Genomic DNA, 12979 nt, shown 5'->3' with positions numbered 1-12979 from the left:
GGGGCGGGGGATGTCCGCGGACGGACGGAGAAATTCGTTACTCGGCGAGCGTCACTGTCCGTCCGCCGAAGAGGGTCAATGCCACGCTGCCGGACGATGAGCGGACCGCGGCCTGAAACTCCGCGGGGGAAGAGATCGGGGTGCGATTGACATGGGTGATGTGCTGATCGGGTTCCAACTGGGCCTCCTGCGCGGGACTGCCCGGCTGGACTGCGGTAATCAGCACCCCCCGGAGAATAATGCCCTGAGGGGGCAGCTTCCCCCTGCGGGCCATGGCGTAGTCAACCTGCAGACCTCTCCAGGGCGTATATCGAGGCACCGTTTCCACGATTCCCGATTCGTCGACGACCGGCCATTTTGCGAGTTTCACCCGGAGAGTCAACTCTTTCGCCACGGCGGACCGCCAGATGAGGACGTCGACCTCGACTCCCGGCCCAGCCAGCCCGACCTCGCGCATCAGATCGGCTTTGTTCAGAATGTCCGCGTTATTAATCTTGAGCACGTAGTCACCTCCGCGCAAACCGGCCACGGCGGACGGGCTGTTCGACGGGACGTTCATGACAATGACCGCGCCGGCGGGCTGGCCGGGAACCGCAGACAGGTCCGACGGCGGAACATCCTCGAAACCCGCGATTCCCAGCAGTCCGTACTCCGCTTCGTGACCGTCCAGAAGCTCGCCGATGATCCGCTGAATTCCGGGCGTAAACGGCAGCGCCAGTCCGCCGGCCTTCTCGTAGCCCTCGATTGCCGCGAGCGACGTGGCCAGACCGACCACTTCCCCCTTGAGGTTGAGGACCGGCCCGCCGCTGCCACCCAGATTGAGCCGGGTGTCAAGTTGAATCAGAGTCCGCAAGTCCGCGAGCCAGGTCCCTTCCTGGTCTTCGGAGAGCGAGGGGGCGATTGGACGGCGGAGCGTATTGCTGACGATGCCCCAGGCGGCACTGGCCGATCCGTCTCGCGCAATGTTGTAGGGATTGCCCAGCGTGATGACGAACTGGCCTTTGCGAACCGGCGGGACGTCGCGCCAGACCAGCGCCGGCACCGACGACGGCTGAACGCCCAGTTCGCGCCAGTTGGGTTCCAGGACCGCTAGATCGCTGCGTGGATCAGCCGCGCGAATGGTGGCGGAACAGGCTCGCCGGGATGCGAACCGCAACTCGATCCGGGTGCCGTCGATCGGCGCCGGTCGGCCGGTGATCGGGCCGCCCCGCACCACATGCAGATTCGTCAGCACAAACCGCGACCGGCTGCCGACCGGGGCGATCACGATACCTGCCCCGAAGTTGCCCGGCAGAAAGTCCCGCTTCGAAGGGTCCGACATCCGGGCCTGGAGATCGAGCGGCAGGCTGCCGGGATCGAGATCGACGCCGACTTGCCCGGCGGGATCCGGGCGGATCGTCGCGATGCTCACCATCGACGGCTCAGCGTCGGCGATGGTTCGTTCGACGGCGTGCTGCAATTGTTCCAGCGGGTCGACGACGGCCGGGGCCGATTCATTTTCCGGGGTCTCTGGAGGTGCGGCGAGCGCTGCCTGCAGAAATCCCAGGCTGAACACCAGCACGGCGAGCATTTTCCGGATTCGGACCATTCCGGGATTCTACTCTTCTCCAATAGCGGCAAGCGACAGGTTCCCGGCCAAATACGCGGCCAGAATCTTCTCCCGGATTTCGGCGGCGACCTCCGGAGCCTGCTTCAAGTAGGCCCGAGCTTTGTCCCGACCCTGGCCGAGGCGGTGTTCGCCATAGTTGAGCCAGGCGCCGCTCCGTTCGATCAGGTGATAAGTTGTCGCCAGGTCGATCAGATCTCCTTCGATGCTGATCCCGCATTCGCCGAGCAGATCAAATTCCGCCATGCGGAACGGAGGGGCGACCTTGTTCTTGACGATCTTCACGCGGACCCGCGTACCGATCGTGGTCTCCCCCTCCTTCAGCGTACTGATCCGGCGGACATCGACGCGGCAGGAGCTGTAGAACTTGAGCGCGCGGCCCCCCGGCGTGGTTTCCGGGCTGCCAAACATCACGCCGATCTTCTCGCGGAGCTGATTGATGAAAATCACGGTCGTTTTCGACTTGGAAATGATGCCCGTCAGCTTCCGCAGGGCCTGGCTCATCATGCGGGCCTGCAGTCCGACGTGCGACGCGCCGATTTCGCCGTCAAGTTCCGCTTTGGGGACCAGGGCGGCGACCGAGTCGACGACGATGATGTCGACCGCGTTCGACTGAATCAGCATTTCGGCAATGCGGAGGCCTTCCTCCCCGTAACTGGGCTGGCTGACCAGCAGGTCTTCCAGGTTGACACCCAGTCGCTTGGCCCAGGCGGGGTCGAGAGCATGTTCGGCGTCGATAAAGGCCGCGATGCCGCCGGCTTTCTGGGCGCAGCCCACAGCGTGCAGCGCCAGAGTGGTCTTGCCGCTCGATTCGGGGCCGAACAGTTCGATGATTCGTCCGCGGGGGAAACCGTGACCGCCGAGGGCGATGTCGAGCGAGAGTGCGCCGGTGGAAATGCCGGCGATGTTCTGCATTGAGGAGTCGGACAGCTTCATGATCGAGCCTTTACCGAAGGCTTTCTCGATCTGTCCGAGGGCGTTATCGAGCATCTTTTCGTCGCCGCCGCCGCCGGTGGCGGCGTTTGGCTTCTTGGCAGCGGGCTTGGCTTTGGGCGCCATTGAAACTCTCCGTATCGCGAGGGGTAACGATGAAGGGTTTGTGCGTGTGAACGTCAGGATAGTACAATTTGCCGGCGGGATTTCAACTGTTCGAGTCGCGATCGTACGCGAGGAGCAGTTCGAGGTAAGACCGCGGCTCCGCCGTCGACAGCCCCAGCTCGCGCGCCAGCGACCAGACCAGCTCGCGGGCCACGTCCCGGTCGCCGGTTTCGACCAGGGTTTCAATCTCGGCGAATTCCCCGAGCGGCGGGACGTGATCGAGGCAGAATTCGAAGTGGCGTCCGTCGCGGACCAGCGTAAACCGGCGACGGCATTTACGAACCTGGCGGACGGTCTGGAAGCCGAGAGCCGCGATCAGCGATCGCCATTGCGATTCGCTGGCCTCGCCGTTGCCGCAGGGGATTTCGATTTCCTGGCGCGTCTTGATCGTCCGGTCGACGACGGGACCCTTGTACGTCAGACAGTGCTGTCCGTCGACGGTCCGCAGTCGAAACGCTTCGTTGGTCTGCACGAAATCGCGGCAGGGATGCGCGTAGTAGGTGTCAACCTGCTCGGATTCACCGGCGGCCACCGCACCCAACCGCTGCAGCTCCGGGACGAGGTCGCCACGGTCACCAACGGCGAACTTCAGCTCAACCTCCCAGGTCACGTCCGGTTTCCGATCAGCAGGGGGCGTTAAGGGGCAGAGCCGGAAGCGATCGCGATGGCCGCTTTCTGCCGACACAACTCCGCGAGTTTGCTCCAGGTGTAAAGCCCGGTGTTGTGGCCGTCGCTCCAGGTCACTTTCAGTGCGTAGTTCCCTGAAAAGGCGAGCTGGACCGGTTGAATTTCGGCGGGGACGGCGGCGGGGTCGAGCAGCCGCACGCCGGTAATCTCGTCAACGCAGACCGCACAGGGGCATTCGCAGCGCACGAAGTGAAATGGCAATCGGAACGCCGAGCCGTCGGGCCAGGCGATTTCGAAGACCCGGTCGTCGCGATGAGCGCGGAGCTGACTGGGGGCGGGGATCAATCCTTCCCCTCATGTTTGATCTGGTCCCAATACTCTTCGAACTTGAAGTTCGGGCTGTTGTCGGTGTCGTGGCAGTAGTAACAGCCGGTCGACTTTTTCGCCTGTTCGAGCGTCTGCCGCATCGAAGCGCGGAGCGTCTTCAGTTTTTCGCCATCCACCGCCGCTGCATCTTCCTGGAACTGAGTTTCCAGCGCGACGTGGGCGCTGCCTGCACCGTGGCAGTGCTCGCACTGCTGGCCTTTCAAGTGGGGCGTCGTCGCTTCATCGAAGAATCCGGACTCGTAGCGAAGCATTTCCTGCGGCTCCCAGCCCACCACGTGGCAGGAAAGGCATTCGGGGTCGTAAATCCGCGAAATATAGTCCTTGTCTTCCGGGCGGGCGTGCCCCTTGATCAGCGAGTCCCACGCGTGAGCGTGTTTCGTCTCCTTCCAGACGGCGAACGCCTTCGTATGGCATTCGCCGCAACGGTCGGCGCCGACGAACTTGAGCCCCTCCGGATGCCGGATCAGCAGTTCATCCTTTTTCCAGATTTCTTCGTCTTTGAGACGCTGCTGGTACTCACGCATCCGCTCGTGCATTTTCGCGTCGTCAGGGAATCGCTTGGCGTCCAGGCTGACCAGCTCGAACTTCAACTGGGGAGTGGCGTCCGGGTAGATTCCCAGCACGCCCACGTACCGCCCCTTATGCCCGGCCTGAATCACCCAAGTCTCGCCGACTTTTGTCGGTCGGCCGGCCGGGTCTCCCGGACCTCCGGCCGCCAGAACCACTTGGAATTCAGGATAGGCTTTGGCCAGGGCCTCGGCTTCGGCCAGCGAGCCGTGCGAGAGGAGCACCATCAGTTGAGGCTTTTCCGCCTGAAGCTGCTGGATCACCCCCGGCAGGACCTCGGACGGAGCCTTGATCGTGATGTTGGTGTTGACTCCTGCAGGGGCGACTTCGGCCTTCAGGCTGTCGCCAAGCACCGCTGTCACCCCGACTTTGAGGTTGCCAACCGTGAAGGTCTTGAAGGCCCTGGGGGTTCCGAGGTCCGGCAGGTCAAACAGGACTACGTTGGCGGAGAGGAGCGCCAGTGAGTTCTGTGGTTTTGACGCGAGGAAATCGGCCCCGAGACGGAGCTCTTCGACGCCGACCGCCAGTCCCTCATAGTGGAGATCGTTCAAGGCGGTCAGAATGGTGTCGAACTTGATCTGATCCTGCTGGCGAGCCCGACGCAGCGTTCCGCCGACATCCAGGCCTGCGACTTTCCACCCGCGGTCTTCGAGCTGCCGGACGAGGCTGGCCCGACGGGTCATGCCGCCCGATTGCCCGAGCGTACAGCCGCACGGTTCGAAGTAGCCGTGTTGTTCGCCCGTCAGCAGCAGTGCGGCGGCGGGAACTTCCCAGCCGTCGAGCAGCGGTTTGGGTTCCGCCGGGGGATGTGACTCAGTCGAGGCCTTGGCCTCTCCGTCGGTCGACGCGGGAATCGTCGACGTTTTCCCCGCGGAGGTCGTTGGAGTCGTTCCCGGCGTCGTTTTACTGGCCTCGCAACCGCAGACGAACAGGCCCGCCAGGACCAGCCAGCGGGTCGGAGTCGAACTTGAGCGAAACGAGAGCGCCTGCATGCCTTCCTCCGTGAAGCAACTCCAGGAATGCTCCGCGACGTGGAGTCGGGACCTTCCAGAATGCTTAGACTACCAGATCCACCTCTTCCGTTCGACAGCAGTCCCGGAGCGGATGCTAAAGGGCCAGGTAGTCGAGGAACAGCAGGAATTCCGCCGCGTCGGGGTGATTGAGTTCGAAGCTGATCTTGTCCGCCTTTGAACGCTGGCGGGCGGCCGGCGGTCCCGGAGGAATCTCGATCTTCAGCTCGTAGCGCTTGGTGGCCCCCTCGAACTTTTCGTCGCGTGCGAGCGTGAATTTCGCCGGGCTCATGTCCGCTTTGACAGACTTGATCTCGAGGTCGCCCTCGAATCCCCGGACGTAGAGAAAGAGTCTAGCGTTTTTGCCTTTGTCGGCGGCGAATTCGCCCAGGACCAGCCTGCTGCCGTCGGGATGCCAGCCGAGCCCCACTACGTCGATCGGACCGGGCCGGACTCCCTTCACGCGGAAGTTCAGCTTGTGATCCCCCGCGATCGACACGTTGACCTGTTCGTTAAACGGTCCGATGGGGACATCCGGTTTCACATGCACTTTGAGCTCGAACGCCGACTTGGAATTTTTCTCGGCCAGCTTTTCGGCCGAGACAGGTTCCCAGGTGACCGAGACGGCCGGGTTGGTGCACGTCGCACTTTCGATTTCGAATTTGTCCAACAACCCCGAATAAATGGCGCCGGTCGCCGTCGCGCCCTCGCCGGCACGAATTTCGCCAATTTCCCAGACTTCCGCGGGAACCACCGCCAGCAGTTTCTCGACGCGCCCGTGGATGGTGAGCTCGATCTCCTTCCGTTCCGGATCGTTGGTGCGGATTTTCGCCCACTGTCGGAACATTTGGACGTCTGCCTTGATCGTCCATTTCAAGGTCACCGTCTGCTCCCCGCCGGGCGGGATCGGCTCGTTGCCATCGACTTTTCCGAGCGTGCACTGGCATGAGCTGTCCCCTTCGCGGGCTACGACGACGAGGGGAGCTTCGCCCTCGTTGCGAATCACAAACGTGTGCGTCCCCTCGGACATGTGCTGCGCAGCGCCGAAATCGTAGTCCAGCTCGGGCGTGACCGCCTTCGGGTAGGGTCCGGTCGGCGAAATCGCGGGACCGGGATCTGCAGGAGGTTCGGGAGGAATCACCACCGGAATCGACGCCTGCCCTGGGCTTCTCGTCAGCCAGACGGTGATGGTCAACGCACATGCGGTGAAGAACAGAGCCAGCGCAATCGTGGTGGGCTTCATGTCACTACCGAAACGTGAGGAAAGAAAACGAAGAAACGAGGTCAGGGCTCAGGCCGTTGCAGTTTGCCTGCAGAACCTGACGCGGAATTTCGCATTTGCTGATGAGACTTCATTTTAGGGCGAATCGGGACGGCTGCAACAACCGGCCGTCACCTCTTTACGTGAATTTCGGCCGAGGTGCTGGAAGTTTACGGCTGAGGCGAAGTTCCGCCCTGTTCGGGAGGCGATTCCACCCCTTCCCGACGGGCACTCAGCTTTGACAGCCGATCCAGCAGTTCTGGCGACAGATATCGATCCACGTGTCCCTGGCTTTCGTTGATTTGCTGCTGGACGAGCGCCCTCCGGGCGGTGTCGCCGGCAGCGGACTCGCGATCCGCCGCCGATAGCGAAATGGCCAGTTCCGCCTGCAGCAGGGCGCTCGTCGGGCTGGCCGAGACGGCTTTTTGAGCCCATGCGACGGCCTGTTCGCGATCTCCTGCTGCGCCAGTGACTTCGGCGCGCTCGGTCCACAACCGGGATGCCTGCTGAGCGATCAGGTGGCTGCCGGGATTTCTGCGCCACGCGGCCTCAATGGCGTCCACCGCTGCGTCGAAGCGGGCCTCGTCACGACGGTCTGCAGCTTTCCAGGCCCGTTCTTCGAGGGTGGCGATCCTCAGCCACGGTTCGACCCACAGGGGCGCCGTCGCCGCCGCTTCACGGTAGGCCCGCCCTGCAAAGTCGCGTCGGTCCTTACTGACACTTCTGTCGCCGGCATCCAGATGAATCCGGGCGAGCTGGACCGGAATCGCGACGAACCCGATCGCGAACAATGTGCCGAGGACGAAACCGCTGCCGATGGCCCGCTGTCGCCAGATCGCAATTTCACTGGATGCAGTGCTTTGCGTCAGGGGGAGCGTGGCGACGGCGAGCAGGAACAGGGATTGGACGACCGTCGGCAGCCCGATTCCGCCAGCGCCGACGAGGTGGAATCCCAGTGTGACCGTCGCCAGCGCCGCCAGAAATCGCAAAGCGCCCAGTGGCACGGCAATCGGAACAAGTCCCGCTACAGAACTCGCACCCATCAGGGACGCCCAGACGAACAGGAGCACCAGCGGCGCGTCGTTCCATTCCGACAGCAGCAGAAACGGACCAAGGAATGCCAGCGTCATGCCCGCGGCGGCGCCGCCGACGAGGAGGGGATTCCAGGTGGGACTGATTGATGGCGGCTGGGATTCGTCCTCGACGGCCGCACGGTTCCAGATCGGGCGGACCGCTGCCAGGAAGAACACGGCGAGCCCGATCAGAGCCAGCAGTCCGCCGTTGGACCAGGCGTCGAGCCACAGATTGTGGGGGTCAGCGATGTCTTCGCTCGCTTCCGGGAGCTTGTGTGCGACGTAGTGGCTGCGAAACTGGCCCAGCCCGGACCCCGGCAGCCAGTCGTCCTGCAGGAAGTTCCAGGTTCCCCGCCAATACTGAAAGCGGTAGACCAGCGACTTCAGCGGGCCGGGAAGGGACGTGTTCTGCCAGTCGCCGAGGATTCCATACAAGACGACGCCGACGGCCGCCGCGCCGACGCCGATGGCCCAGGCCCGCGTCAACCAACCAAACGCCGGTCGACGTTGCAGGCTACCGGCCAGCATGCCGGTCAGACCGACCGCGAGTCCCGCCCATGCGGTCCGGCTGTTGGTCAGCCACAAGCAATCGGCGATCAGCGTGATGAGCAGCAGGAGAGTAAGCTGCTTCCACCATATGGCCGACCCGATCTGACGCCAGAGCCCGAGACCGACGAGCGTCCAGACGGCGAGAAATCCGCCAAACGTGTTGGCGAGAGCAAATAGACCGAACGGCTCCCGGCTGTCGCGCAGCCGTTTTTCGAACAGGATCAGCGCGGAGCCTTCGACATGGACGCCCGCCGCATGGAGCTCCTGGACGGCCCGTGCGGCCTCGGGTGAGTCCGCTCCGAGTGTCCGGACCAGTTCCATTTTGGGGCCGTATTCGGCCGCCAGGGACGGATACAGCACTGCATACTGCCAGACTCCGTAGAGGCTGAGCGTGACGGCGATCAGGAGGCCGATCGAGAGGATCTGATCGGGAAGGCCAGCGCCGCAGAAGGCTGTTCGCAAGGCGAACCAGGCGGCGGCCAGACCGATCCATTCGACGAGCAGGATCGACGCCGTGTAGCGGTCGGGTCCGCTGGCGAGCGCCAGGCAACCCGACAGGATATGGCCGCCGACGAACAGCGCGACGCCGGTGTCGACGAGTCGCCACGTCGGGAGGGGCGACGAATTTCGTGCGAGGAATCCGGCAATGGAAGCCGCAGACATCCAGAGGCACGCCAGCCAGAGCGTATCCCCTTGAGCTGCTCCCTCCGTGGGCAGGAAGCAACCCGCCGTCAGCAGCGCAACGACCATGCCTTGCAGCCAGGCCTGAGGCCGATCCGTGGCGGGGCCGAGAGTGGCGGCTGGTGAGGGCATGCAGTTCCGGAATCGCGAGTGTGTCGTTGCAGGATGCGGCGAAGTGCTCGTTCAGTCGGCGGCGCCGGGATTGGTCGGGGAGGGCGGCGGAGCGATGGCGGGACGCGGAGCCGATTCCAGAATCGCGATGATCGCCAGAATGCAGGCGACGCTGGCCAGCACGAGCCCCCCTGACGTCCAGTCCGGAACGGCATACAGCAGCAGACCGCCGATGCCGGTCGTCAGCGTCGTCAGGTGCACGGTCAGGACGGCCTGAACGGGTTTGAGTCCCAGCGCGACGAGGCGGTGGGAAAAGTGCTTCTTGTCGGGCTGAAATGGACTGCGGCCTTCGCGCAGGCGGATCCAGATCACCGACAGCGTGTCGTAGAGGGGGACCGCCAGGACGCAGAGGGGGGCGAGCATGACGTGGTCGTGGCTCGATTCCGGGGTATAGAACGTCCCCTGCAGGGTCATGCTGCCGATGGTAAATCCCAGGAAATAGCTTCCCGAGTCCCCCATGAAAATCCGCGCCGGCGACCAGTTGTGGCAGAGAAAACCGAGCAGCGCGCCCGCCAGAACCAGGAAGAAGCCGGCCACGAGCCAGCGGGGATCGCCCGGCTTGAGGAGCATCATGGCGGCGAACATCACGCTGACGATGAGAGCGATTCCGCTCGACAACCCGTCCATGTTGTCGAGGAAGTTGAACGAATTGACCAGCACGACCAGCCACAGAACGCTGAGAATGCCGCCGATCCAGGGGTTAGTCATGAAGAGCGTCGCACGGACGCCGGACATGACGACCAGCGACGCCATCAGGAATTGAACTGCGATCCGCGGCTGCCAGGGGAGGGGGCGGAAATCGTCCCAGAGCCCCATGACCGCCAGGACTCCCGCCGCGGCCAGGACGCCCCACAATTCCGGGGTCCGCGAAATCGCGCCGGGGAGATGCTGTCGCAGCTCCAGGGGGATCCATGTCGGCGGGTTGCCGCTCCAGAGCCAGAGGCAGACCTGGACGGCCGCCAGCGGCAGCAGCACGCCGCAGATGATGCCGACGCCGCCCCCCAGCGGCGTCGGAACCCGATGAACCTTCCGCGCGGCGGGCTTATCGATCAGTCCCAGTCGCGGCGAGAGCCAGCGCATGCCCCAGGTGGCCAGGAAAGAGACCCAGAAGGCCGGCAGGAGGCACGCGAGAACGAAGAACCACTTCACTGTCAGCCCGATCGCTGGTTCGGAACATTACGCCGACAAATCGCGGCACCGGAAGAGTCTACGATACGACCGACCGAATTGCCGGAAATCTCGCCGGTGCAGGCAAGCTTGGTCAGGCAGCCTTTTTCTTCTTCCTGGCTGCGCCGGGAGGGGGATCGACCGGTTTCGGGTCTTCGGGGACCTGGTACTCCTCGCGGAGCCGCTGCAGTTCCCCGATCAACTCCTGCTGCACCTGAGCGTAGCCGGGGTCGTTGTAGACGCTGTGGAGTTCGTGCGGGTCGCGTTCCAGGTCGAACAGCTCCCACTCTCCGAGATGGTAGAAATACAGCAGCTTGTAGCGAGTTGTCTTGACGCCGTAATGCCGTTGTACGCTGTGGACTGCGGGGAATTCGTAGTAGTGGTAGTAGAGGCTCTTCCGCCAGTCTTTCGGCGTTGCCCCCTTCAGCAGCGGGACAAGACTCAGTCCCTGCATTTCCGGATCGGCCTTCGCCCCTGCGATGTCCAGGATCGTCTGGGCAAAGTCGAGATTGGAGACGAGGTCCCGGTTGACCGTTCCGGGATGCGTGACGCCCGGCCAGCGGACAAGGAACGGGGTCTTGTAGCATTCTTCATACATGAATCGCTTGTCGAACCAGCCGTGATCTCCCAGGAAGAATCCCTGGTCGGAGGCATAGATCACGACGGTGTTCTTCGTGAGGTCGTTGCGGTCCAGATAGTCGAGAACCCGGCCGACTTGATCGTCGACCGCGGCGACGCAGCGCAGGTAGTCCTTCATGTAACGCTGGTATTTCCAGCGGACCAGCTCGCTTCCCTGCAGATTCGCTTTGTGAAAAGCCTCGTTCTCGGCGTCGTACGCGGCGTGCCAGAGTTTCAGTTGCTCCGGCGTCAGGTTCTTAGGCGGCACCAGCTTCAGGTCGAGGTCGTTCATTTCGCGGGCAATACTCAGCGTCTGCGTCCGGGCGGGGGAGGCCCGTCCGCCGTAGTCGTCGAACAGCGTGGCCGGCTCGGGGATTTCTTCGTCTTTGTACATGTCGAAGTATCTGGGTCCCGGCTGCCACTCGCGGTGAGGCGCCTTGTGCTGGGTCATCAGCAGGAAGGGCTTGTTGGGATCCCGCCGGTCGAGCCATTGCTGCGTCAGGTCGCCGATAATTTCGGTCGTGTACCCCTCGTGTTTGACCCGCTCGCCGTTGCGGATCATCGGCGGGTTGTAGTAAGGCCCCTGTCCGACCAGGACTTCCCAGTGGTCGAACCCGGTGGGATCGCTCTCCAGGTGCCACTTGCCAATCATCGCCGTCTGGTAGCCGGCCTGCTGCAGGAGCTTGGGGAATGTCATCTGGCTGCCGTCGAACCGGTCGCCGTTCTTTTTGAAGCCGTTTTTATGACTGTGCTTGCCGGTGAGGATCGTCGCCCGGCTGGGGCCGCACAGCGAGTTTCCCACATAGCAGTGCTCGAACCGCATTCCCTCCTGAGCAATCCGATCCAGATGTGGCGTCTTGTTGACCTTCGACCCATAACAGCTCATGGCGTGGGCCGCGTGGTCGTCGGTAAACAGCAGCAGGACGTTGGGCGGCGCCGCGGCGGCCGTGCCGACGAAGGAGACGACGAGCAGAATCGACGCGGAGAGGACAGCGCGACGGAGAGTCATGGCGAGCTCCTGAAGAAGTTTCAGAGGCTCATTCTGCCGTCGCCGGGACGTGGGCGAAACCCTGCTGCAGCTTTGCCAAAGCCTGGACTTCGGGTTGAGCGAAGAGCGGATGAGGAATCGCGAGTCGCCAGAAAAAAGCAAAACCAGCGAGACTTCCTCTGACGATTCCCCGCTTGCTATGCCCTGTTCACTCTCCGGGATCGCCCGGAATCGTGGCCGTGGTAAAAGACTACGGCTTCGACCGGGTGGGGCGATCAGGGCCGTCCGGCGACTGAAGTCGTCGCGATGCGCCGTCACATTGGTGGCGATTGCGCGGTGTAATTCCCGACCTGATTGTGCTGGAATTGTCCGGGGAACTGGCAAGAATTTCAGAGGACGTGGAATTTCCTGCGGCGATGGGAATTCTACCAGGGACTGCCAAGTTGGCCAGCGAACGACATCGGAGTTTCATAAGTGTTTTTCGGGAAATGGTTTGCGGATTCTATCGGGCGTCGCCGTTCCATCGGTCGCTGCCATTGTGGCGGATGTGTCACCCGTGCAGGTGAACCTTTTGCGGTGGGAAATGTCACTTTTCACGTTGGGAATTGCGGATGCAGTGACCCTGGCGTCTGGCTGGTACGTTCTTTGCATTAGAGGTGATTGTGGGAAGCGTGGCCCTGCGATGGACCCCCAGTGACGGACTTGTGCCACCAGAGATGGAGGCCGCGATGGACACTCAAGAAGCCAATAAAGTCGTTCGGCGGCTCGCCGCCGCCGAAGGTTACCTCCAACTGGATCTGCCCCGGTACGCTCTGGCGGAACTGGATGCAGTAACAGACGCGGGACCGCTGGAGGCGATTGCCCAGTTGTTCCGCGGCGAAGCCTTGCAGGCGCAGGCGAACTTTGCCGACGCGATCGATCCGTTGCGGAAAGCGGCGGAGCTGTTCCCCGCCCCCTTCAACCAGAGGGCGCTGATGGACCTGAGCCTCTGCTACCGCGAACAAGGGGAAGTCGCACTCGCCGACCAGGCGGAGGCGGATGCCGCTCCGCCGCTGGGTCCAGACGGGAAGCCGCTGGAAATCCGGCTAATGGTGCTGCCGATTTTTGAAGTGCAGTCCGGCAAAGATCCGTTCGGTCGTCGGTCGAGTCAGTGACGCATCAGCCGAGTTCCCGAGT

Annotated in this window: 10 protein-coding genes; 1 reads left to right on the top strand and 9 read right to left on the bottom strand. The window is 63.1% G+C overall.

The features are described 5' to 3' along the window. Positions 1-37: 37 nt before the first annotated feature. The 9 genes from SH412_RS16645 to SH412_RS16605 form a co-directional block, all read right to left on the bottom strand. Positions 38-1588 carry a trypsin-like peptidase domain-containing protein gene (locus SH412_RS16645; RefSeq protein ID WP_336519145.1) on the bottom strand — a complete coding sequence of 517 codons (1551 nt, stop codon included), beginning with the start codon at positions 1586-1588 and terminating at the stop codon, positions 38-40. 9 nt (positions 1589-1597) lie between these two features. Further along, complete coding sequence (recA, locus tag SH412_RS16640) at positions 1598-2665, bottom strand: recombinase RecA (RefSeq protein WP_336519144.1); 1068 nt, start codon at positions 2663-2665, stop codon at positions 1598-1600. Between the two features lie 82 nt (positions 2666-2747). Continuing rightward, positions 2748-3314, bottom strand: a complete 567-nt coding sequence (gene cyaB, locus SH412_RS16635) for a class IV adenylate cyclase (RefSeq protein ID WP_336519143.1) — start codon at positions 3312-3314, stop codon at positions 2748-2750. 26 nt (positions 3315-3340) lie between these two features. Then, positions 3341-3676 (bottom strand): DUF971 domain-containing protein, encoded by a 336-nt coding sequence (locus SH412_RS16630; protein ID WP_336519142.1) that lies wholly within the window; start codon positions 3674-3676, stop codon positions 3341-3343. Then, on the bottom strand, positions 3673-5277 hold the full coding sequence (locus SH412_RS16625; protein WP_336519141.1) for a multiheme c-type cytochrome: 1605 nt from the start codon (positions 5275-5277) through the stop codon (positions 3673-3675). Before SH412_RS16625 ends, SH412_RS16630 begins: the two co-directional genes overlap by 4 nt. A gap of 115 nt (positions 5278-5392) precedes the next feature. After that, positions 5393-6538: a DUF1573 domain-containing protein gene (locus SH412_RS16620; RefSeq protein ID WP_336519140.1), complete on the bottom strand. Its 1146-nt coding sequence runs from the start codon at positions 6536-6538 to the stop codon at positions 5393-5395. 188 nt (positions 6539-6726) lie between these two features. Further along, complete coding sequence (locus SH412_RS16615; RefSeq protein WP_336519139.1) at positions 6727-8991, bottom strand: O-antigen ligase family protein; 2265 nt, start codon at positions 8989-8991, stop codon at positions 6727-6729. Between the two features lie 51 nt (positions 8992-9042). Further along, positions 9043-10179: an MraY family glycosyltransferase gene (locus tag SH412_RS16610; protein WP_336519138.1), complete on the bottom strand. Its 1137-nt coding sequence runs from the start codon at positions 10177-10179 to the stop codon at positions 9043-9045. Between the two features lie 112 nt (positions 10180-10291). Beyond that, entirely contained in the window at positions 10292-11824 is a 1533-nt protein-coding gene (locus tag SH412_RS16605; RefSeq protein WP_336519137.1) for a sulfatase family protein, read from the bottom strand. Between the two features lie 707 nt (positions 11825-12531). On the opposite strand from SH412_RS16605, the gene SH412_RS16600 reads away from it, so the two are divergent. Next, on the top strand, positions 12532-12957 hold the full coding sequence (locus SH412_RS16600) for a hypothetical protein (RefSeq protein ID WP_336519136.1): 426 nt from the start codon (positions 12532-12534) through the stop codon (positions 12955-12957). Positions 12958-12979 lie beyond the last annotated feature (22 nt).

Source organism: Planctellipticum variicoloris, from assembly GCF_030622045.1.
GTDB classification, from domain to species: domain Bacteria; phylum Planctomycetota; class Planctomycetia; order Planctomycetales; family Planctomycetaceae; genus Planctellipticum; species Planctellipticum variicoloris.
Note: the sequence above shows the minus strand (reverse complement) of the source record. Positions and strands in the feature narration are given on the sequence as shown.